The organism is Rhodoferax sp. BAB1, from assembly GCF_013334205.1.
In the GTDB taxonomy this organism is placed as follows: Bacteria; Pseudomonadota; Gammaproteobacteria; order Burkholderiales; family Burkholderiaceae_C; genus Hylemonella.
The window spans coordinates 326,581-347,774 of record NZ_CP054424.1 but is presented as its reverse complement, the minus strand read 5'-3'; the positions used below and the strand labels follow the sequence as shown (position 1 = coordinate 347,774).

The 21,194-nt window shown below is 65.9% G+C and carries 25 protein-coding genes; 15 read left to right on the top strand and 10 right to left on the bottom strand.

The window, feature by feature from the left end; genetic code table 11:
* The first annotated feature begins 18 nt into the window (after positions 1-18).
* The 7 genes from ugpB (at position 19) to HTY51_RS01735 (ending at position 6,303) form a co-directional block, all read left to right on the top strand.
* A complete protein-coding gene (gene ugpB / locus HTY51_RS01765; protein WP_174251123.1) occupies positions 19-1,329 on the top strand; it encodes a sn-glycerol-3-phosphate ABC transporter substrate-binding protein UgpB in 1,311 nt (436 codons plus the stop codon).
* 101 nt (positions 1,330-1,430) lie between these two features.
* Positions 1,431-2,312 carry a sn-glycerol-3-phosphate ABC transporter permease UgpA gene (gene ugpA, locus HTY51_RS01760; RefSeq protein ID WP_174251122.1) on the top strand — a complete coding sequence of 294 codons (882 nt, stop codon included), beginning with the start codon at positions 1,431-1,433 and terminating at the stop codon, positions 2,310-2,312.
* Between the two features lie 9 nt (positions 2,313-2,321).
* A complete protein-coding gene (ugpE, locus tag HTY51_RS01755; RefSeq protein WP_174251121.1) occupies positions 2,322-3,173 on the top strand; it encodes a sn-glycerol-3-phosphate ABC transporter permease UgpE in 852 nt (283 codons plus the stop codon).
* An 11-nt stretch (positions 3,174-3,184) separates the two neighbouring features.
* Entirely contained in the window at positions 3,185-4,204 is a 1,020-nt protein-coding gene (locus HTY51_RS01750) for a sn-glycerol-3-phosphate import ATP-binding protein UgpC (protein ID WP_174251120.1), read from the top strand.
* Complete coding sequence (gene ugpQ, locus HTY51_RS01745) at positions 4,201-4,953, top strand: glycerophosphodiester phosphodiesterase (RefSeq protein WP_254606950.1); 753 nt, start codon at positions 4,201-4,203, stop codon at positions 4,951-4,953. The genes HTY51_RS01750 and ugpQ overlap by 4 nt, the downstream gene beginning before the upstream one ends.
* 110 nt (positions 4,954-5,063) lie before the next feature.
* Positions 5,064-5,606 carry a porin family protein gene (locus tag HTY51_RS01740; protein WP_174251119.1) on the top strand — a complete coding sequence of 181 codons (543 nt, stop codon included), beginning with the start codon at positions 5,064-5,066 and terminating at the stop codon, positions 5,604-5,606.
* 178 nt (positions 5,607-5,784) lie between these two features.
* Positions 5,785-6,303: a porin family protein gene (locus tag HTY51_RS01735; protein ID WP_174251118.1), complete on the top strand. Its 519-nt coding sequence runs from the start codon at positions 5,785-5,787 to the stop codon at positions 6,301-6,303.
* A 23-nt stretch (positions 6,304-6,326) separates the two neighbouring features.
* Here HTY51_RS01735 and HTY51_RS01730 read toward each other — a convergent pair whose 3' ends face one another.
* Positions 6,327-6,605, bottom strand: coding sequence for a hypothetical protein (locus HTY51_RS01730; protein WP_174251117.1), 279 nt, complete (start codon positions 6,603-6,605; stop codon positions 6,327-6,329).
* Between the two features lie 67 nt (positions 6,606-6,672).
* Here HTY51_RS01730 and hemA point away from each other — a divergent pair, with 67 nt between their 5' ends.
* From hemA to prmC, 3 genes are all read left to right on the top strand, one after another.
* Complete coding sequence (gene hemA, locus HTY51_RS01725) at positions 6,673-7,932, top strand: glutamyl-tRNA reductase (RefSeq protein ID WP_174251116.1); 1,260 nt, start codon at positions 6,673-6,675, stop codon at positions 7,930-7,932.
* Positions 7,933-8,031: 99 nt separating this feature from the next.
* Entirely contained in the window at positions 8,032-9,117 is a 1,086-nt protein-coding gene (gene prfA, locus HTY51_RS01720) for a peptide chain release factor 1 (RefSeq protein WP_174251115.1), read from the top strand.
* A 102-nt stretch (positions 9,118-9,219) separates the two neighbouring features.
* Positions 9,220-10,047 (top strand): peptide chain release factor N(5)-glutamine methyltransferase, encoded by an 828-nt coding sequence (gene prmC / locus HTY51_RS01715; protein WP_174251114.1) that lies wholly within the window; start codon positions 9,220-9,222, stop codon positions 10,045-10,047.
* A gap of 23 nt (positions 10,048-10,070) precedes the next feature.
* Here the strand turns inward: prmC and HTY51_RS01710 are convergent, their stop codons facing one another.
* Together HTY51_RS01710 and HTY51_RS01705 are read right to left on the bottom strand one after the other, a co-directional pair.
* Positions 10,071-11,366: a Y-family DNA polymerase gene (locus tag HTY51_RS01710; RefSeq protein WP_174251113.1), complete on the bottom strand. Its 1,296-nt coding sequence runs from the start codon at positions 11,364-11,366 to the stop codon at positions 10,071-10,073.
* A gap of 17 nt (positions 11,367-11,383) precedes the next feature.
* Complete coding sequence (locus tag HTY51_RS01705; protein WP_174251112.1) at positions 11,384-11,803, bottom strand: LexA family transcriptional regulator; 420 nt, start codon at positions 11,801-11,803, stop codon at positions 11,384-11,386.
* 152 nt (positions 11,804-11,955) lie between these two features.
* On the opposite strand from HTY51_RS01705, the gene bfr reads away from it, so the two are divergent.
* A complete protein-coding gene (gene bfr, locus HTY51_RS01700; RefSeq protein WP_174251111.1) occupies positions 11,956-12,432 on the top strand; it encodes a bacterioferritin in 477 nt (158 codons plus the stop codon).
* A gap of 74 nt (positions 12,433-12,506) precedes the next feature.
* Here bfr and HTY51_RS01695 read toward each other — a convergent pair whose 3' ends face one another.
* Entirely contained in the window at positions 12,507-12,734 is a 228-nt protein-coding gene (locus tag HTY51_RS01695; RefSeq protein ID WP_174251110.1) for a bacterioferritin-associated ferredoxin, read from the bottom strand.
* Between the two features lie 163 nt (positions 12,735-12,897).
* Between HTY51_RS01695 and HTY51_RS01690 the strand changes: the two genes are divergently transcribed.
* From HTY51_RS01690 to HTY51_RS01680, 3 genes are all read left to right on the top strand, one after another.
* Positions 12,898-13,605, top strand: coding sequence for a phosphatase PAP2 family protein (locus HTY51_RS01690; protein WP_174251109.1), 708 nt, complete (start codon positions 12,898-12,900; stop codon positions 13,603-13,605).
* Positions 13,606-13,706: 101 nt separating this feature from the next.
* Positions 13,707-14,648 (top strand): RNA polymerase sigma factor RpoH, encoded by a 942-nt coding sequence (rpoH, locus tag HTY51_RS01685; protein ID WP_174251108.1) that lies wholly within the window; start codon positions 13,707-13,709, stop codon positions 14,646-14,648.
* A gap of 73 nt (positions 14,649-14,721) precedes the next feature.
* A complete protein-coding gene (locus HTY51_RS01680; protein ID WP_254607039.1) occupies positions 14,722-15,702 on the top strand; it encodes a tripartite tricarboxylate transporter substrate binding protein in 981 nt (326 codons plus the stop codon).
* 75 nt (positions 15,703-15,777) lie between these two features.
* Here the strand turns inward: HTY51_RS01680 and HTY51_RS01675 are convergent, their stop codons facing one another.
* The 5 genes from HTY51_RS01675 to HTY51_RS01655 are packed head-to-tail and all read right to left on the bottom strand — an operon-like array spanning position 15,778 to position 19,856.
* Positions 15,778-16,389: an SCO family protein gene (locus HTY51_RS01675; protein WP_174251106.1), complete on the bottom strand. Its 612-nt coding sequence runs from the start codon at positions 16,387-16,389 to the stop codon at positions 15,778-15,780.
* Between the two features lie 7 nt (positions 16,390-16,396).
* The gene (gene cyoE, locus HTY51_RS01670; protein WP_174251105.1) at positions 16,397-17,293 is read right to left on the bottom strand and encodes a heme o synthase; all 897 of its coding nucleotides are present in this window, start codon (positions 17,291-17,293) and stop codon (positions 16,397-16,399) included.
* Positions 17,290-18,459: a heme A synthase gene (locus HTY51_RS01665; protein WP_174251104.1), complete on the bottom strand. Its 1,170-nt coding sequence runs from the start codon at positions 18,457-18,459 to the stop codon at positions 17,290-17,292. The genes cyoE and HTY51_RS01665 overlap by 4 nt, the downstream gene beginning before the upstream one ends.
* Before the next feature lie 4 nt (positions 18,460-18,463).
* Entirely contained in the window at positions 18,464-19,183 is a 720-nt protein-coding gene (locus tag HTY51_RS01660; RefSeq protein WP_174251103.1) for a hypothetical protein, read from the bottom strand.
* Positions 19,137-19,856: an SURF1 family protein gene (locus HTY51_RS01655; protein WP_254606949.1), complete on the bottom strand. Its 720-nt coding sequence runs from the start codon at positions 19,854-19,856 to the stop codon at positions 19,137-19,139. The genes HTY51_RS01660 and HTY51_RS01655 overlap by 47 nt, the downstream gene beginning before the upstream one ends.
* Positions 19,857-19,871: 15 nt before the next feature.
* Between HTY51_RS01655 and HTY51_RS01650 the strand changes: the two genes are divergently transcribed.
* On the top strand, positions 19,872-20,093 hold the full coding sequence (locus HTY51_RS01650) for a twin transmembrane helix small protein (RefSeq protein ID WP_174251102.1): 222 nt from the start codon (positions 19,872-19,874) through the stop codon (positions 20,091-20,093).
* Between the two features lie 187 nt (positions 20,094-20,280).
* Here HTY51_RS01650 and HTY51_RS01645 read toward each other — a convergent pair whose 3' ends face one another.
* Entirely contained in the window at positions 20,281-21,162 is an 882-nt protein-coding gene (locus HTY51_RS01645; protein ID WP_174251101.1) for a cytochrome c oxidase subunit 3, read from the bottom strand.
* Positions 21,163-21,194 lie beyond the last annotated feature (32 nt).

Sequence of the window (21,194 nt, the reverse complement as noted above, 5' to 3'; positions counted from 1 at the left end):
GTTCACAAGGAGCCCCACATGAAACTTTCCATGAAACTGAGCGTCGCCGCCCTGTCGGCCCTGCTGCTCGCCCCCGCCCAGGCCCAGACCGAGATCCAGTGGTGGCACTCCATGACCGGTGGCCTGAACGACTGGGTCATCGACCTGGCCAACGGCTTCAACGCCAGCCAGAAGGAATTCAAGGTGGTCCCCACCTACAAGGGCACGTATGACGAATCGATGACCGCGTCCATCGCCGCCTTCCGCGCCGGCAATGCCCCGCACATCCTGCAGGTGTTCGAAGTGGGCACGGCCACCATGATGGCGGCCAAGGGCGCCATCGTGCCCGTCGGCAAGGTACTGAGCGATGCCGGCTACAAATTCGACCCCAAGGCCTACATCCCCGCCGTGGTGGGTTTCTACACGGCCCCCAGCGGACAGATGCTGAGCTTCCCGCTCAACAGCTCGACCACCGTGCTGAACTACAACAAGGACATGTTCCGCAAAGCCGGCCTGGACCCCAACAAGCCGCCGCAGACCTGGCCGGAGCTGGTGCTGGCCGCCGCCAAACTCAAGGCCTCGGGCGTGAGCTGCCCCTTCACCACCAGCTGGCAGACCTGGACGCAGCTGGAGAGCTTCTCCACCTGGCACAACACCCTGTTCGCCACGCAAAACAATGGCTTCGGTGGCACCTCGGCCCGCCTGGCCTTCAACAGCCCATTGCACGTGCGCCACATCGAGAACCTGGCCAACATGTCCAAGCAGGGCCTGTTCCACTACCGCGGCCGCGGCAACAAGGGCGATGCGCCTTTCTATTCGGGTGAATGCGCCATGGCCACGGCCAGCTCGTCCACCTACGCCAGCATCAAGAAAAACGCCAAGTTCGATTTCGGCATCGCCCCGCTGCCCTACTACCCTGATGTGGCAGGCACGCCGCAGAACACCGTGATTGGTGGTGCGTCGCTGTGGGTGATGTCGGGCAAGAAAGCCGCCGAGTACAAGGGTGTGGCCGACTTCTTCAACTACCTGACCAGCGTGGAAATCCAGGCCAAGAGCCACCAGAACACCGGCTACCTGCCGATCACGCTGGCATCCTTCGAACTCACCGAAAAGTCCGGTTTCTACAAGCAGAACCCGGGCACGGACACTGCCGTCAACCAGATGATCCGCAAGACCACCGACAAGTCGCGCGGCATCCGCCTGGGCAACTTCGTGCAGATCCGCGCCATCATGGAAGAGGAACTGGAGCAGGTCTGGGCCGGCAAGAAATCCGCCAAAGAGGCGCTGGACACCGCCGTCAAGCGCGGCAACGAACAGCTGGAGCGTTTCGAAAAAGCTAACAAGGGTTGACCCCTTGTCAGCCTTGCAGCTGCACTGACGACACCCCCACCCAACCCTCCCCCGCCCAGCGGGGGAGGGCTTTTTTGATCCTGGTAAAGCACAATCACGGCATGGAAAAACGGGTCCGTTTCAAGAGCTGGTGGCTGCCCTGGGCGCTCCTCGCACCCCAGGTGCTGGTCATCGCCGTGTTCTTTTTCTGGCCGGCGGCCCAGGCACTGGTGCAATCCCTGCAGCAGCAGGACGCCTTCGGTACCTCGATCGAATGGGTCGGACTGGAGAACTTCCAGCGGCTGTGGCATGACGAGAGTTACCTGGCCTCCTTCAAGACCACGGCCGTCTTCTCGCTGCTGGTCGCCGTCCTGGGCCTGACGCTGTCGCTGGCCCTGGCCGTGTTCGCCGATCGCGTGCTGCGTGGTGCGTCCCTGTACAAGACCCTGTTGATCTGGCCTTATGCAGTCGCGCCGGCCGTGGCCGGCGTGCTCTGGCTCTTCATGTTCGCGCCCTCCATCGGCGTGGTGAGCTACACGCTGCGCGCCATGGGCATCGAGTGGAACCACCTGCTCAACAGCAACCAGGCCATGACGCTGATCGTCCTGGCCGCCGTGTGGAAGCAGATCTCCTACAACTTCCTCTTCTTCCTGGCCGGCCTGCAGTCCATCCCGAAGAGCCTGATCGAGGCCGCCGCCATCGATGGCGCCGGTCCCTGGCGGCGCTTCTGGTCCATCATCTTTCCCCTGCTCTCGCCCACCACCTTCTTCCTGCTCGTCATCAACGTGGTCTACGCCTTCTTCGACACCTTCGCCATCATCGACGCGGCGACCGAAGGCGGCCCCGGCAAGGACACCGCCATCCTGGTCTACAAGGTGTATTACGACGGCTTCAAGGCGCTGGACCTGGGCGGCTCCGCGGCGCAGTCGGTGGTGCTAATGGTCATCGTCATCGCCCTGACGGTAGTGCAGTTCCGTTTCGTGGAAAAGAAAGTCAACTACTGATTGCGCACCATGGTTGAACGCCGCCCGCTTGCCACCGCCATCTCCCACCTGGTGCTGATCCTGGGGGTGATCATCGTCGCCTTCCCGCTGTACATCACCTTTGTCGCCTCCACCCACACGGCGCAGGACATCGTGCAGGTCCCCATGCCCCTGCTGCCCGGGCCCCACCTGGTGGAGAACTACACGGCCGCCATCTTCGGCACCAGCGGCAGCGCGGCCTCCACCGCGCCCGTGGGCCGCATGATGACGGTCAGCCTGGTGATGGCGCTGGTCATCGCGCTGGGCAAGATCGTGATCTCGCTGCTCTCGGCCTTTGCCATCGTCTACTTCCGCTTCCCCGGCCGGCAGTTCTTCTTCTGGGCCATCTTCGTCACGCTGATGCTGCCGGTGGAGGTGCGCATCGGCCCCACCTACCAGGTTGTCAGCGATCTGGGCATGCTCAACAGCTACGCCGGCCTCACCGTGCCGCTGATCGCCTCGGCCACCGCCACCTTCCTGTTCCGCCAGTTCTTCCTGACCGTCCCGGATGAACTGGTGGAGGCGGCCCGGGTGGACGGGGCCGGGCCGCTGCGCTTCTTCAAGGACGTGCTGCTGCCCCTGTCCACCACCAGCATCGCCGCCCTCTTCGTGATCCAGTTCATCTACGGCTGGAACCAGTACCTGTGGCCCCTGCTGGTGACCAGCAGCGAAGACATGTACCCGGTGGTGATGGGCATCAAGCGCATGATCTCGGGCGGCGACGCTGCCAACGACTGGAACATCGTCATGGCCACGGCCATCCTGGCCATGATCCCCCCGGCACTGGTGGTCATGCTCATGCAGAAGTGGTTCGTCAAGGGCCTGGTGGACACGGAAAAATAAGCAACCAAGTTATGGCATCCCTGACCCTCTCCAACGTCATCAAGCGCTACGGTCACGGCCCCAAGGCCAACCCCGTCATCCATGGCGTCAACGCCGAAATCGCCGACGGCGAGTTCATCGTCATCGTCGGCCCCTCGGGCTGCGGCAAGTCCACCCTGCTGCGCATGGTGGCCGGGCTGGAGGAGATCAGCGGCGGCGAGATCCGCATTGGCGAGCGTGTGGTCAACGACCTGGAGCCGGCCGAGCGCGACATCGCCATGGTGTTCCAGAACTACGCGCTCTACCCGCACATGAGCGTGTACGAGAACATGGCCTACGGCCTGAAGATCGCCAAGGTGCCCAAGGACGAGATCCGCGCGCGTGTGGACAAGGCCGCACGCATCCTGGAACTGGCGCCCTTCCTGGAGCGCAAGCCGCGTGAGCTCTCGGGCGGCCAGCGCCAGCGCGTGGCCATGGGCCGTGCCATCGTGCGCCAGCCCCAGGTCTTCCTCTTCGACGAACCGCTGTCCAACCTGGACGCCAAGCTGCGCGCCCAGACCCGGATCGAGATCCAGAAACTGCATCGCGAGCTGGGCATCACATCGCTCTTCGTCACACACGACCAGGTCGAGGCCATGACGCTGGCGCAGCGCATGATCGTGATGAACGCCGGCGTGATGGAACAGTTCGGCACGCCCGAAGAGGTCTACCACCGCCCCGCCTCCACCTTCGTGGCCAGCTTCATCGGTGCGCCGCCCATGAACCTCTTGTCCAGCGCCCCCCATGTGGCGCCGGGCACCATCCTGGGCATCCGGCCCGAGCACCTGGACATCGTGCCGCAAGCCCAGCCACAGGGCTGGAGCGCGCAGGTCGAGGCCGTCGAGATGCTGGGTGCCGAGCGCCTGGTCTATGCGCGCATCGACAGCGAGCAGCTGATCATCCGCATCAATGCCGCCACCGGCGTCGTGCCGGCCATCGGCAGCACCCTGCACGTGGCGCCGCAAGCCGATCAGCTGCACCGTTTCGACGAGGCCACGGGAAAACGCCTGTGAGCCCGCCCATCGGCACGACGCACTGGCCCTACCCGCGCTGGATCGCCCACCGCGGCGCCGGCAAGCTCGCACCCGAGAACACCCTGGCCGCCTTCCGCCTGGGTGCCGCACATGGCTACCGTATGTTCGAATGCGACGTGAAGCTCAGCGCCGACGGCCTGCCCTTCCTGCTGCACGACGCCACGCTGGAGCGCACCAGCAACGGCCGGGGCAGCGCCGGCGGCTTGCCCTGGTCGGCCCTCTCGCAACTCGATGCCGGCAGCTGGCACAGCCGCAGCCACGCAGGTGAACCCCTGCCCACGCTGCAGGCCATCGCACAGTACTGCCTGCGCAACGGCCACCAGCTCAACATCGAGATCAAACCCACGCCTGGCACTGAAGGAAAAACCGGTGAGGTCGTGGCGCGCAGCGCGGCCCAGCTCTGGCAAGCGGCCACCGTCCCGCCCTTGCTCAGTTCCTTCCAGCCGGCGTCGCTGGAGGCGGCACGCACCGCGGCCCCGCAGCTCCCGCGGGCCCTGCTGCTCGACACCCTGCCCCCTGATTGGCTGCAGCAGGCGCAGGCCCTGGACTGCGTGGCCGTGGTCTGCAACCACGCCCTCTGGGATGCGGCCACCCTGGCGCAGGCGCGTGGCGCCGGCCTGCGCTGCCTGGCTTACACCGTCAACGACGAGTGGGCGGCGCAGCGCCTGCTGGACCTCGGCATCGACGGCATCATCACCGACCGGGTCGATCTCTTCGCCCCCGGCTGATTCAGCCACCCCCGTCAACCTGGCGCATCAGCGCCGCGTTGCACAATCAGGCCCTCCGGTCCGCACCCTGCTGACGCGGACCGGCCTTCTCATCACCCACAGGAGCTTCCATGAAAAAAGTCCTCGTCCCGGCCCTGCTGTGCGCGACCCTCGCCAGCCCCGCGCTGGCCCAGCATTGGTACGGCGCGGTCGACATCGGCACGCTGACCATGAAAAACACCAGCTACGCCGATCCGGGCTCCATCACGGTATCGGGCGGTTACCGCTTCAGCCCCCATCTGGCCGCCGAAGGCGGCATCACCGCCATCGGCGATTCGACCCTGGTCGATGGCAGCGGCACCCGCACCGCCCGCCAGGGTGACCTGCGCTTTCTCGCCGTCGGTTTCCTGCCGGTGAACCAGAATTTCGAGTTCTTCGGCAAGGCCGGCCTGGGCCTGCACGCGACCCGCATCCTGGGCACGGGCAGCTACACCAGCAACCCCACCGCACACACCACGGCCAACCTCATCGTGGGTGCCGGGATGCAACTGAATTTCAACCAGCGCTTCGGCATGCGCCTGCAATACGAGCACCTCGGCAAATCCAAGGCCAGCGAGACCGATCCCGGCGCCGACATCAGCCGCGTTTCCATTGGTGGCGTACTGAACTTCTGAAGCACAGCACGCCTCGCCACAAGCCGGGTTCCGCCCGGCTTTTTTTGTTGTGTGAGGTGTATGCACACAGCGGCAGGGGGCATAACACCTCGTTACATCGCCGTGCTGGTGCGGCCGCACAATCCCGACCGCGTAGCCAGGTGGCTGCGCTCTACTTTGAAACTTCCTCACAAACGCCATGAAAAAACTGCTTCCCGCCCTCCTGCTCTGCGGCGCGGCGCTGAACCCGGCGCTGGCCCAGAGTTCACGTTATTACGGCGTGGTCGACTACGGCAACGTCAGCTACAGCGGCCCCGGCAACTATTCGAGCCCGGGCGCCCTGAGCCTGTCCGGGGGTTACAACTTCCTCACCAACCTGGACCTCGAAGCCGGCATCACCCTGATCGGCAATGCCGACGCCACCGTACCGGGCCCGGGTCGTGTGGACCTCAGCGAGCACATCATCCATGCCGTGGCTGTCGGCAAGGTGCCGCTCAATCCGCAGATCACGCTCTTCGGCAAGGCCGGCGTGGGCCTGCACGACGGCAGCATCAACGGCCTGCCCGACGACCTGATCTACGGCTTCGGCATGCAGGTCCGCTTCGACCGCGAACTGAGCATGCGGGTGCAGTACGAAAGCCTGGGAAGCACCCAGCTACCGGGCGGTGGCACGGCCGACATGACCCGGCTCTCGCTGGGCCTGGCCTACCACTTCTGAGCTTCGGCGCCGGGCCTGCGCGCTCAGCGCCGCCAGCCGCGTACCAGCAGCCACTGGCTGCTGGCCACGGCCAGCACCAGCAGGCTGTAGCCCAGCATCTTGCCGTCGCGCCCCAGCCACCACAGACTGGCCAGCAGGGCCGTGACACCCACCACGAAATTCACCAGCACCTGCCCCCACCAGGGCAGCCGCTGGGCCTGCTTCCTGAACAAGAGGCGCGCCAACAGGGGGACCAGCAGGGCCAGCACCAGGGCCGGGGCGGCGAAATTCAAGAGATGGAAGACGATATCGTGCAGGTTCATGGGGGGCCATCGTGCACCGGAAAATGGCATAAACCATTGATGCGTCTGACAATTTTATAATCCCGGCATGGCAGTCTGGGCTTTGGGCATCAATCACACGACCGCGCCGCTCGATCTGCGCGGCCGGTTTGCCTTTGCGCTCGACCAATTGCCCCCCACGCTGCACGGCCTGCGCGGTGCGCTCCCCCGCCCCCCGGAAGCGGCCATCCTCTCCACCTGCAACCGTACCGAGATCTATTGCGCCAGCGAGCAGCTGGAGCTGGCCCCTACCCTGGACTGGCTGGCCAAAAGTGGCGGCGTCTCGGCCGACGAACTGCGCACCCACACCTACACACTCGAAGGCGGACAGGCGGCACGCCACGCCTTCCGCGTGGCCAGCGGCCTGGACTCCATGGTGCTGGGCGAACCGCAGATCCTGGGCCAGATGAAAGACGCCGTGCGCGTGGCCGAAGAAGCCGGCGCCCTGGGCACCACGCTGAACCAGCTGTTCCAGCGCAGCTTTGCCGTGGCCAAGGAAGTGCGCAGTTCCACCGAAATCGGCGCGCACTCCATCAGCATGGCCGCAGCCGCCGTGCGCCTGGCAGCCAACCTGTTCGAAGACCTGCACCAGGTTCGCATCCTCTTCGTCGGTGCCGGCGAGATGATCGAACTGGCGGCCACACACTTTGCGGCCAAGAACCCCAAAGCCATGGTCATCGCCAACCGCACGCTGGACCGCGGCGAAAAGCTGGCCAGCCGCTTCGGCGCCGAAACCATGCGGCTGGCGGAACTGCCCGAGCGCCTGCACGAGTTCGACGCCGTCATCAGCTGCACCGCCAGCACCCTGCCGCTGATCGGCCTGGGCGCGGTGGAGCGCGCCCTGAAATCACGCAAGCACCGCCCCATGTTCATGGTGGACCTGGCCGTGCCGCGCGACATCGAACCCGAAGTCAAGGGCCTGTCCGACGTCTACCTCTATACCGTGGACGACCTGGCCGCCGTGGTGCAGACCGGCCAGGCCAACCGCCAGGCCGCCGTGGCCCAGGCCGAAGTCATCATCGACGCCGGCGTGCAGAGCTTCATGCACTGGATGGACCAGCGCAGCGCCGTGCCGCTGATCCAGCAGCTCAATGCCCAGGCCGACGAATGGCGCGGCGCCGAAATCGCACGTGCGCGCAAGGCCCTGGCCCGGGGCGAGGACGTGGACGCGGTGCTGCAGGCCCTCTCCAGGGGCCTCACGCAAAAGATGCTGCACGGCGCCCTGGCCGAGCTGCATGCCGGCGACGCCGCGGCGCGTGAACGCGCCAGTGCGGCCATCCAGCACTTCTTCCTGCGCAAAGAGCGTTAGCGGCCTTGAACCCGCCCTTCGCCGCGTCGTGGCGAAGACTCGCGCTCCCCGGTCACGCTCACGAAGCCCTGGCCGCCCCACCGAATCCGAAGAGTCTGTATGAAACCGTTTCTGCGCCAGCAACTCGAACGCTACGCCCAGCGCCTGGAAGAACTCAACTTCCTGCTCTCGCGCGAGGACATCATGGCCGACATGGGCCAGTTCCTCGCGCTCTCGCGCGAGCACAACGAGGTCACGCAGATGGCCGGCCGTTACGCGCGCTACCAGCAGCGCGAGGCGGACCTGGCCAGCGCGCAGGACATGCTGGCCGACCCGGACATGGCCGACATGGCGCAGGAAGAGATCGCAGCGGCCACGGCCGAGCTGACCCAGCTGGAAGAAGAGCTGCAGCGCCTGCTGCTGCCCAAGGACCCGGACGACGCGCGCCCCGCCTTCATGGAGATTCGCGCCGGCACCGGCGGTGACGAGTCGGCCCTGTTCGCCGGTGACCTGCTGCGCATGTACACGCGCTACTGCGAGCGCCGCGGCTGGAAGACCGAGCTGATCAGCGAGAGCCCGAGCGAGCTGGGTGGCTACAAGGAGGTGGTGCTGCGCATCGCCGGTGACCACGTCTACGGCGACCTGCGCTTCGAATCCGGCGGCCACCGCGTGCAGCGCGTACCGGCCACCGAGACCCAGGGCCGCATCCACACCAGCGCCTGCACCGTTGCCGTGCTGCCCGAGCCCGACGAGGCCCAGGCCGTGCAGATCAGCCCGGCCGACCTGCGCATCGACACCTACCGCGCCAGCGGCGCCGGCGGCCAGCACATCAACAAGACCGACTCGGCCGTGCGCATCACGCACATCCCCACCGGCATCGTGGCCGAATGCCAGGACGATCGCAGCCAGCACCGCAACAAGGCCAAGGCCCTGCAGGTGCTCTCGGCCCGCATCCAGGAGAAGGAGCGCAGCGAACGCGCCGCCAAGGACGCCGCCATGCGCAAAGGGCTGATCGGCAGCGGCGACCGCAGCGACCGCATCCGCACCTACAACTTCCCACAGGGCCGCCTGACCGACCACCGCATCAACCTCACGCTCTACAAGCTCGACCGCATCATGGAAGGTGAGCTGGACGAAGTGGTAAGCGCCCTGCGCCATGCGCGCGAGGCCGAACAGCTGGCCGAGTTGGAAGTAGGCAACAACTAAGGGCCCGAAAACGCCCCGGGACCGCACAAATCCCCCGCCATCCGGCTTGCAGCCCTAGAATGCAGCTACATTTTCCGTAGCACACAACGTCGTCGGGACACCATGCAGATCCAGCAAGCCCTCAGCGCAGCCTGCTCCGCCCTCGGGCTGGAGCGGCTGGATGCGCAGTTGCTGCTGCTGCACGTGCTGGGCCGCCCGCAGAACGACCGGGCCTGGCTGCTGGCCCACGACAGCGACGCGCTCGCCCCGGATGCGGAGATGCGCTACATCCACCTCACGCGCCGCCGCGCCGCCGGCACGCCGCTGGCCTACCTGACCGGCCAGCGCGAGTTCTACGGCATGAGCCTGCAGGTGGACAGCCGTGTGCTGGACCCTCGGCCCGACACCGAGACCCTGGTCGACTGGGCACTGGCGTGCATCCAGGGCCACCCTGCGCCACGCGTGATCGATCTGGGCACCGGCAGCGGCGCCATCGCCCTGGCGCTCAAGCATGCGCGACCCGATGCGCTAGTCAGCGCCATCGACGCCAGCGCCGATGCGCTGGCCGTGGCCAGCGCCAATGCGCTCGCCCTGAAACTGGATATCGACTGCAGACTGGGCAACTGGCTGGACGGCGTCGACCGCCGCTACGAGCTCATCGTCTCCAACCCGCCCTATATCGCCGAAGGGGATCCACACCTCGAAGCACTCGGCCACGAACCCCTGCAAGCACTCACCTCCGGACCCGACGGCCTGGACGCCATCCGTACCATCGTCACGCAGGCGCCGCAGCACCTGGCGCCAGGCGGCTGGCTGCTGCTGGAACATGGCTGGGATCAGGCGGCGGCGGTGCGCGCCTTGCTGGCGCAGGCTGGCTTTTCGGATGTGCAATCACATCCAGACCTGGCAGGCATCGAACGCTGCAGCGGCGGACGCTGGATGCCCACGTGAACACCGGCCTCCCCTGAACCGCTTCAAGCCCGCACTTCCAGCAGTTCCCCCACACTGGTTGTGTAGCGCGGCGTGCGACGCTCCTGCTTCATGCTCCAGCGGCGTGCGCGGCCGCCCAGGCCGGCGCTGGCCAGAAAGACCGTGTCCTGCCCGTAACGCCGGTTGAGCTGGTCCAGCACCTCCACCAGCCGCGGACGTGGCGCCGGGGCATCGCCCAGATCGAGCGCCCCCTGGCGCAGGCCTTCGCGCTGCAGGTGCATGAGCACAACACCGGCCTTGGCATAGGGGTGGCCTTCCCTGTAAATGCCATCCAGTACCGCGAGGGCCGCATGCACGATACGCGCGGTGTCGTTCGTGGGCTGCGGCAACTCGATGGAATGCCCCCTGGAATAAGGATGTGCCTGTTCGTAGTGCCCGGTACGGATGTAGACATAGACCTGCGCTGCCACGCCGTGCTGGCGACGCAGCTTCTCGGCCGCACGCGTGGCGAAGACGGTGACGGCCTCGCGCAGATCGGCCAGCGCGCCGGTCTTGTGGCCGAAGGAGCGTGTGACGGCGATGTGGCGCCTGTCCTGCGGGCCATCCTCCAGATCCACGCAGGGCCTGCCCTGCAGCTCACGCACGGTGCGCTCGAGCACCACGGACCAGCGACGCTGCACCTGCACCGGGTCCAGACGCGCCAGGTCCAGCGCCGTGTGCACGCCGGCTTCGCGCAGTTGGTCGCGCAGACGCCAGCCCACCCCCCAGACCCCGCCGACATCGGTGGCGGCCAGCAGGGCGTCGAGTTCCGCGCGCTCCAGCGCGGCGAGGTTGCACACGCGCGCGTGCCGCGCCGCATAGGGCTCGGGCTTGCGCTCGGCGGTCTTGGCGATGTGGTTGGCGAACTTGGCCAGGGTCTTGGTCGGTCCGATGCCGATGCTGCAGGGCAGGCCCAGCCACTGCAGCACACGCTGGCGCATGGCCCGGCCGCTTTCCGCCAGGCCGCCCGGCACGCCCGAGAGGTCCACGAAACACTCGTCGATGGAATAAATCTCCTGGCGCGTGCCGAAGTCCGCGAGCACCGCCATCATGCGGTCGGACAGGTCGCCGTAAAGCGCAAAGTTGGCCGAGAGCGCCACCAGGCCATGGCTTTTCTCCATGGAGCGGATCTCGTGCCAGGGCGCGCCCATGCGGATGCCCAGGTCCTTGGCCTCGTTGCTGCGCGAGATGGCGCAGCCGTCGTTGTTGGAAAGCACGATCACGGGCCGCCCTTCGAGCCGCGGCTGGAACACGCGCTCGCAGCTCACGTAGAAGTTGTTGCCGTCGATCAGGGCGTACATGCGACCGGCCTGCGCGACTAGTGCGCGAACTGATGGATGGCGGCCGTGACCACACCCCAGATCTCCAGGGTCTGGCCCTCGGCGGGAACGATCTCGGGATAGGCCGGGTTGGCAGGCTGCAGCTTGACGCGGCCCGCGCGCTGCCACAGCGTCTTGACGGTGAACTCGCCGTCGACCACGGCCACCACCACACTCTGGTGCCGCGGCACGAGCGCACGATTCACTACAAGAATGTCGTCATCCAGGATGCCCGCGCCCACCATGGAGTGGCCCCGCGCGCGCAGCAGGAAGGTGGCCTGCGGATGGGTGACGAGTTCGCGCGTGAGGTCCACGCGCTGACCGCCCAGGTCTTCGGCCGGCGATGGGAAACCTGCGGCCACGCGGTTATCGAGCCGTAGCAGCGTGTGCACCGAGGCCTCAGCCACAGGTACCGGCATCCCGGATGTAATACTGTTCACATTAACAGTATACAGCCGCAAGCCCTACTGGGCATGGTTCTCAGACCCATTCCTCAAGACCATGGGCTTGCAAGCAGCGTGCTTTGGATGACAATGCAAGCTGTCTCCCACCACCGAGAAAAGGAAGGCCCATGAAAGGCGATCCCCAAGCCATCTCCCATCTGCAGGCCCAGCTCAAGAACGAGCTGACCGCCATCAACCAGTACTTCGTGCACTACCGCATGCTCAAGCACTGGGGCCTGGACAAGCTGGCCAAGAAGGAATACGAGGAGTCGATCGGCGAGATGAAACACGCCGACAAGCTCATGGACCGCATCTTCACGCTGGATGGCCTGCCCAATCTGCAGGACCTGGGCAAGCTCAACATCGGCGAGAACGTGCCCGAGATCCTGCGCAGCGACCTGGCGCTGGAAACTGGCGCGCAAGCCACCATCAAGGACGGCATGGCCCACTGCGAGAAGGTGCGCGACTACGTCTCACGCGACCTGCTGCAGGAGATCCTGGACGACACCGAGGAGCACATCGATTTCCTGGAAACCCAGATCGAGCTGATCGACAAGGTAGGCCTGCAGAACTACCTGCAGAGCCAGATGGGCGAGATTTCCTGAGCCATTCACCGCAGCAAGAAAAAGGGCTACGCCGTGCGTAGCCCTTTTGTTTTGGAGGGTGTGACAGCGGTGATTCAGGTGGCGACCAGTTGAATGGAACGGCCCAGGCCCAGTTCCTGGCCCAGGTGCGCCATCTTGTGGCTGGTCCGGCATTCGGACCATAGCGCGCGGGCACAGCCTTCGCACTTGCCGCACTGGGTGGCCACGCCCAGTTCGAGCTGGATTTCGTCGAAGTCGGCCCCGGCACGGGCAGCACGCTCGATGGTCTTGTCGGAGACGCGGTGGCAGACACAAACAATCATGGCAGACAGTGGGTTGAAGCAGCTATTGACGCGAATGATAATGGTTTGCAATACGATTGGCTAGCCCAGCTATCCGCCCCTGACCGGCGCACGGTCTTTGGCCCGATCCGCTCCCGCCGGCCGATTTAAGTCCCGCTTAAGCCGCGGCGGCTGCAATAGGGGGATGAGCCCGCCACGCCCCGCCACCGCCTTCGGTTCCACGCCACGCGCCCCTTTCCTGGCGCTGACCCTCTCCCTGGCCGGCCTAGCCCTGGTCTGGGACGCCAGCGACCTGGACCGGGTCGCCATGCACTGGCTGGCCGGCGGCGGCGGCTTTGCCCTGCGCCACCACTGGCTGCTGGAGCGGGTGCTGCACGACGGGGTGCACAACCTGGCCCTGCTGGCCTACGCAGCCCTGCTGTTCCTGGCCTGGCGCCCGCTCGGGCCGCTGCGCCAGCTGGACGGCCTGCAGCGGCTGGAGGTGGTCAGCGGCGTCACCCTGAGCCTGCTGCTGGTGGGCCTGCTCAAGGGCCTAAGCCATACGAGCTGCCCCTGGGACCTGCAGGAGTTCGGCGGGGCGGCCGTCTACGTTTCGCACTGGGCCTGGGACCTGGTCGACGGCGGGCCGGGGCACTGCTTCCCGGGTGGGCATGTCTCCTCGGCCTATGCCTTCCTGGCGCTGGCGCTGCCCTGGCTGGAGGGCGACGCCCAGGCGCGGCGCCTGGGCCGGGCCGTGCTGCACGGCGTGTTGCTGGCCGGCCTGCTGCTGGGCCTGGCCCAGACCCTGCGCGGCGCGCACTACCCGAGTCACACCTGGTGGTCGGCGCTGCTGTGCTGGGTCAGCGCCCTGGCCAACCAGCAGGTCTTTGCCCGCCTGCGCAGCAGGCCATGAGACGGCCTGCAAAGACTGTTTAAAAACTCAGGAACTTCTCGCTTAGCACTCTCTCTTATAGAGTGCTAATATAGAAACATGACCTCGAAAGGAGTTCTGCCATGACCACTGTCACTGGAGTTTCCGCTTCCGCGCTGACCGTCGCGAATCCTTGGGCGCTGGTGCCCCCGCTGGGCAATCTCGACGCCTATATTTCGGCCGCCAACCGCCTGCCCATGCTCACCCTGGAGGAAGAGCAGGAGTTCGCACGAAAATTCCGCGAGTCCAACGATCTTGAGGCCGCCGGTAAGTTGGTGCTCTCTCACTTGCGCCTGGTGGTGTCCGTTTCCCGCCAGTACCTGGGCTACGGCCTGCCCCACGGCGACCTGATCCAGGAAGGCAATGTGGGCCTGATGAAGGCCGTCAAGCGCTTCGACCCGGACCAGGGCGTGCGCCTGGTGAGCTACGCGCTGCACTGGATCAAGGCCGAGATCCATGAATACATCCTGAAGAACTGGCGCATGGTCAAGGTCGCCACGACCAAGGCCCAGCGCAAGCTCTTCTTCAACCTGCGCTCCAAGAAGCAGGGTTACAAGGCCGACGCTGCAGCGGCGGATGCCGGCACCCACCGCGAGACGCTGAGCGAAAGCGAGATCGACCTGATGGCGCGCGAGCTCAATGTGAAGCGCGAAGAGGTCATCGAGATGGAAACCCGCCTGTCGGGCGGTGATGTCATGCTGGACCCGGGCCCTTCGGATGACGGCGAGGACAGCTTCGGCCCGATCGCCTACCTGGCCGACGCCAGCCACGAGCCCACGGCCATGATCGAAGCGCGCCAGCGCGACCTGCTGGCCAGCGACGGCATTGCCACGGCGCTGGACGCGCTGGACGCACGCAGCCGCCGCATCGTGGAGGAGCGCTGGCTCAAGGTCAACGACGACAGCTCGGGCGGCATGACGCTGCATGAGCTGGCCGCCGAATACGGCGTGAGTGCCGAGCGCATCCGCCAGATCGAAGTGGCCGCCATGAAAAAGATGAAGGCGGCGCTGGCAGAATACGCCTGATCCTGGCGCACGCCTCAACAGGCCCCTGACTTGCCATGAGTCCGGGGCTTTTTCTTTGGAGACAAGAATGCGATTGACACCCTCCCCCCTGCGCCGCGCCCTGCTGGCGCTCGGCCTCCTGACACTGGGCGTCGGCGCGCAGGCCCAGCAGGCTGCGGCCTGGCCGACCAAAGCGGTGAAGATCCTGGTCGGTTTTCCGGCCGGCACCTCGCCCGACCTGGTGGCGCGCACGCTGGCCGAGCCCCTGAGCAAGGCGCTGGGCCAGCCCGTGGTCGTGGAGAACAAACCCGGGGCCGGCGGCAATATCGCGGCCGACATGGTGGCCAAGGCCACCGACGGCCACACCATCGGCGTGATGATCAACGGCAACCTGACCATCGCCAAGCTGCTCAATCCCAAAACCCCTTACGACCCGGCCAAAGACCTGGCGCCCATCAGCCTGATCGGTACCGCGCCGCTGGTGCTGGCCGCCCCGGCCAATGCACCCGGCAACACCACCGCCGAATTCCTGGCCGCGGCGCGCAGCAGTGGCGACAAGTGGAGTTATGGTTCGCCAGGCATCGGCACGGTGGGCCACATCGGCATGGAACTGCTCAAGGCGCGCGCCGACATGGCGCCGGTGCATGTGCCCTACCCCGGCTACCCGCAGGTAGTGACGGCCATGCTGGGCGGGCAGATCCAGCTGTCCATGCTGCCGCCGGGCCTGGCCATGGCACAGGCACGTGCAGGCAAGGTCAAGGTGCTGGGGCTGACGTCGGCCGGCCGCAGCACCCTGGTCCCCGAAGTGCCCAGCCTGGCCGAGGCCGGCGTGAAAGACTTCCAGCTGGAGATCTGGAACGCCGTGGCCGGCCCGGCTTCCATGCCCAAGCCCGTCATCGCCAGACTCTCCGCGCTCTTCAGCGAGATCTCACGCAGCCCCGAGGTGCGCCAGCGCCTGTTCCAGCAGGGCTGGCAGGTGGCCGGCGGGACCTCCGAGGCACTGGCCCTGCGCATCAAGGCGGATACGGCCACCCTGGGCAAGATCATCCGCGACCAGGCGATCAAGGTGGAGTGATCCCCCGGTCTGGGGCCTGACTGCCACGCAAGAAAAAGCCCGCCAATGGCGGGCTTTTTCTCGGCGGCACGGAGATCACTTCTCCTGCAGGAGCTGCCTGATATCCGAAGCCAGCGCCCCCGCCCCGCTGCCGTAGCGCGAATACAGGCGCAAACGACCCTGGGTGTCGTAGATGTACATGCCGGCCGAGTGGTCCATGGTGTAACTGGTGGGTGTCTTGCCATCGACCTTCTTGTAATAGACCTTGTAGTCCTTGGCCACCGCGGCCAGTTGCTCGGGGCTGGGCGCATACAGCGCGAGGAAGGTCGGATCGAAGTTGCTCATGTAGCTCTTCATCACCTCGGGCGTGTCGCGCGCGGGATCAACGGTGACGAACAGGCCCTGCAGCTTCTCGCCGTCCGGACCCAGCAGCTTCTTCACTGCCACCAGTTCGGTCATGGAAGTGGGGCAGACGTCCGGGCACTGCGTGTAGCCGAAGAACATCACGACGATCTTGCCCTGGAAGTCCTTGAGCGTGCGCGCCTGGCCGTTGTGGTCGGTCAGCGCGAAATCGCGGGCGTAGTCGGCGCCCGTCAGGTCGATGGCGCTGAAGCCGGGTTTGCCGCTGTCGGAGCAGCCCGCCAGCAGCAGGCCCCCGGCGGCGAGCAGGCCCGCCGCGATGGAGTGAAGAGCAGTGCGCTTGTTCATGAAGGTCTCACAGCAGGTAATGGTCGAGCAGCAGGGCTGCAAAAAGCACGCTGAGATGGATCAGCGAGAAACGGAAGGTCTTGCGGGCGAGCTCGTCCGAGTAGTTGCGCCACAGCTTGAAGGCGTAGGCAAAAAACCCGACGCTGAGCAGCACAGCCGTGGCCAGGTAGAGCCAGGAGCTCATGCCGTAGGCAAAGGGCATGAGGCAGGCCGCGAACAGGACCAGGGTGTAGAGCAGGATCTGCAGGCGTGTGAACTCGTTGCCGTGGGTGACCGGCAGCATGGGCAGGCCGGACTTGCGGTAGTCCTCCACCCGGTACAGTGCCAGCGCCCAGAAGTGCGGCGGCGTCCACAGGAAGATGATGAGGAAGAGGATCAGCGCCTCGGGGCCGACGTCGTTGGTCAGCGCGGCCCAGCCCAGTACCGGCGGCATGGCCCCGGACGCGCCGCCGATCACGATGTTCTGCGGCGTCAGCGGCTTGAGGATGACGGTGTAGATCACGGCATAACCGACGAAGGTGGCGAAGGTCAGCCACATGGTCAGCGGGTTGATCCAGAAGTACAGCAGCACCGAGCCCGCGGCACACAGCACCGCCGAAAACAGCAGGGTCTGCACATCACTGAGTTCGCCCTTGGCGGTGGGACGCCAGGCGGTGCGCTTCATCTTGGCATCGATGCCCTTCTCGACGATGCAGTTGAAGGCCGCCGCCGCGCCGGCCACCAGCCAGATGCCGATGCAGGCAATGATCATCAGGCGCAGTTCCGGCCAGCGCGGCAGGCCGGGCACTGCCAGCACCATGCCGATCAGGGCGCAGAAGACAATGAGCTGGACCACCCGCGGTTTGGTCAGCGCATAGAACTGGCTGAACACGGAGGTCGTGGAGACGGTGATGGGGGCACTCATGCGGCAGGACTCGAAACAGGAACAGAGGGGACGCGGCTGGCCTGCCCGGCCGGCTGGCTGCTGGCCAGGCTCCAGGTCAGCAACACCACCAGGCCGGCAGCGCCGCCGGTGTGCAGCACGGCCGCCAGCAACGGCCAGTCCAGCACCACGTTGCTCAGGCCGCTGAGGAATTGCAGCAGCAACAGGGCTGCCAGCGCGCGCGCAACACGCCGCCACAAGGGCAGCGCGTGCAGGCGCCAGGCCAGCAGCAGCAGCACGGCGATGACGAGATAGGCTGCCAGGCGATGCACGTAGTGGATGGCGGTGAGCGCGGCAAAGCTGATGTGCTCACCCGTGCCGGTCAGGCCCAGCTCACGCCAGAGTTCGAAGCCCTGGACAAAATTCATCTCGGGCCACCAGCTGCCCTGACAGCTCGGAAACTCGGTACACGCCAGCACGGCGTAGTTGGTGCTGACCCAGCCCCCCAGGGCGATCTGCAGCGTCAGCAGGCCCAAGCCCCAGCCCAGCAGGCGGCGCAAGCCGGCCGGCGCCACACGCGTGGCGCCCGCATCATGCAATTGCGCATAGCGCACTGCCTGCAGACTCAACAAAGCCAGCAGGAGCAGGCCGCCCAGCAGGTGCAGGGTGACGATGGCGGGGAACAGCTTCATGGTGACGGTCAGCGCGCCAAAGGCACCCTGCACGCAGACCCAGACCAGGGTGAGCGTGGCCCACCAGGGACTCAGCGTGCCGGCAGCACTGCGCACCTTGCGCAGGTGCTCGCGCCAGCTGACCAGCGCCAACACCAGAATGAGGACACCGACGCCGGTAGCGAGGTAGCGGTGGATCATTTCAACCCAGGCCTTGCCATGCGTAACCGGTCCGGTGGGCATGGCCTGCTGCGCCGCCGAGATTTCAGCGTGGGCACCGACCGGGCTCGCATTGCCGTAACAACCCGGCCAGTCCGGGCAACCCAGGCCTGAATCCGTCAGGCGGGTGAAGGCGCCGAACAACACCAGGTCGAAGGTGAGGAAGAGGGTGAGCACGGTCAGGGCCTGCAAACGGCGCGCGGTGCTGGCCTGGCGCTGGCGTAGCCAGACCCAGGCCAGCGGGCCGCCCGCCAGCACCAGGCCCATGAGCATGAGGCGCAGGGCCGGACTGAAGTCGTAGAGTGCGGGGGCATCCATGGCTTCAGCGCCCGGCCTTGTCCCAGGAACTGGACGCACGCATCAGGCGCTCCAGATCACGCTTGGCCTTGGCGGCCGTCTCGATGTCCAGCCGGGCGGGAAAACGCATCATCCAGTTACCCATCGGGTCCACCACATACAGGTGCTCGCCGATGTCATGGCCGCTGGCCGGTGCCAGCCAGCGCGCCAGTTCCTCGGCAGGCACACGCAGCACCGTGGCATCCTTCAGCCCGGGCTGCAGTTCCGCCGGGATGGCCTGCATGTCGTTGACCAGCCAGACCCGGTCCAGGCGGTCTTTTTCCTTGCCCAGGCTCTCGCGCAACTGGCGCTGGAAGTAGAGCTGCTGTGTGCAGACCTCACTGCAACTGCCGCTGCCCACGCTCACCAGCAGCCACTGGCCCTTGAGTTCGCTCAGCTGGTGCGTGCGCCCTTCCAGGTCCAGGCCCAGCATCTCGGGCAGGGGGCGCTGCGGATCGATGAGTTCACCGAAATTGCGCCGGCCTTCGGGGCGGATCACGTAATAGGTGAAGTAGGAGGCGATCACCGGCGCCGCGCTGACCAGCAGCACCGCGATCATCTTCCAGCGACCGACACGGGTACGCCGGGTCTCGTCGGCCAGGGCCTGGCTCGGCTCGGGCAGGTCGTAGACGGTGAGACCGAGAACGTGGTCGCTGCCTTCAGGCTTGGCGCTGCTTGTATCTTCTGACAATTTGGAACCAGACATAAAGGAGTGTTATCAGGGCACACAGCCCGAACCATTGAAACGCGTAACCGTAGTGCTTGTCGACCCCGGTGTTGATCTGCGGCCAGTCACGCAGCAGGCCGTCGTCCTGCCGGGTCGCACCGGTCTGCTGGATCGATCCCTCGACCAGGGCCAGCCCGGTCTCGACCCGAAACTGTGCCAGATCGAGATTTTGCCGGATCGCTCCACTCCCGGCTTCACCCATCTCATAGAGCTTGGAGGGTGCGGGGGCTATGCGGCCCTGCACTTTCACCAGCCCGGCTGGCGTGTCGATCTGCGGCACGCGCAGCCGGTCCTCGAAGTTGCGCGGCACCCAGCCGCGCTGCACCAGCACGACCGCCCCGCCGTCCAGGCGCAAAGGCGTCAGCACGTAGAAACCGGGACGCCCGTTCATCTGCCGGTTGTCCAGGAAGACCGTATATTGCGGCAGCCACTGCCCCAGCGCCTCGATGCGACGGTGCAGCAGTTCCTCGTCCAGCACGCCGGCCAGGCTGCGACCGTCCAGCACCGGCAGTTGGGCCCGGGCGTCGATGCGGGCCTGCAGGGCTTGCTTCTCGTCGGCACGGCCGAGCTGCCAGCGCCCGAGCGCCAGCGTCAGCGCCACGCCCAGCAACGCGGCCACTGTCACCACCCAGAAACGCCCCTTTTCACTCACGCGATAATCCTGTCCATGAAATACCTCGTCGCCCTGGCCTTCCTGGCCATCATCGCCAGCCTGGGCTCGGCCCTGTTCTTCATGATGCGCGACGGCCGTGACGGCAAACCCAAGACCAGCAACATGGCACGCGCCCTCGCCTTTCGCGTGGGCTTTTCCATCCTGATCTTCCTCTGCATCCTGATCGCCTGGAAGCTGGGCTACATCCAGCCCACGGGCATCAAGCCGGGCCAGTAAGCCATCTCACGTCGAACAAAAACAAAAGCCGCTGCGAGCGGCTTTTGTTTTTATTGCCACACCACCGGGGCGTAGCGAGCGGGATGCAGTGCTAGGCGGACGGAGCGCAGGAACCGGAACGTACCTTGGGGTACGTGAGGATTCCGAGCACCGCCCAACGACGCAATGCGCCCGCGCAGTAGCCCGATTACATCCAGTAGACGAGGATGTAGAGACCCAGCCACACCACGTCCACGAAGTGCCAGTACCAGGCGGCGCCTTCGAAACCGAAGTGACGATCCGCCGTGAAATGGCCCTTCTGCAGGCGCAGGGTGATGAAGAACAGCATCAGCATGCCGACGAACACGTGGAAGCCGTGGAAGCCGGTCAGCATGAAAAAGGTGGAGCCGAAGATGCCGGACGAGAGCTTGAGGTTCAGGTCACGGTAGGCATGGTAGTACTCGTAGCCCTGCACGAACAGGAAGGTCAGGCCCAGCAGCACGGTGATCCACATGAAGCCGATGGTCTTGCTGCGGTTGCCGTCACGCAGGGCGTGGTGGGCGATGGTCAGCGTCACGCCCGAGGTCAGCAGCAGGGCGGTGTTGATCGTGGGCAGCCAGAAGGGGCCCATGGTCTGGAAGGGCTCGATGATGCCGGCCGGCGAGGCGGTGGCACCGGCCACGAGACTGGGCCACACGGCCTTGAAGTCGGGCCACAGCAGCGCGTTGTCCAGGCTGCCCAAGGCCGGCACCGAGTGGGCGCGGGCCCACCAGAGAGCGGTGAAGAAGGCACCGAAGAACATCACCTCGGAGAAGATGAACCAGGTCATGCTCCAGCGGAAGGAGATGTCGATCTTGTGGCCGTACTGGCCGCCTTCGCTCTCGGCGATGGCCTCGCGGAACCACTGGAACAGCACGACCAGCCACCAGACGAGGCCGAGGAACAGGGAGTACTTGCCCCAGTCGGCGCCGTTGATCCACTGGCCAGCGCCCAGAATGACGAAGAACAGGCCGATCGCCGCCATCACGGGATGACGGGACGGGCCAGGCACGAAGTAGTACGGGGTGCCGCCGTGGGTAGTCGAACTCATGTTTGCTCCATTCCTTCCGATTCTGCTTCTCT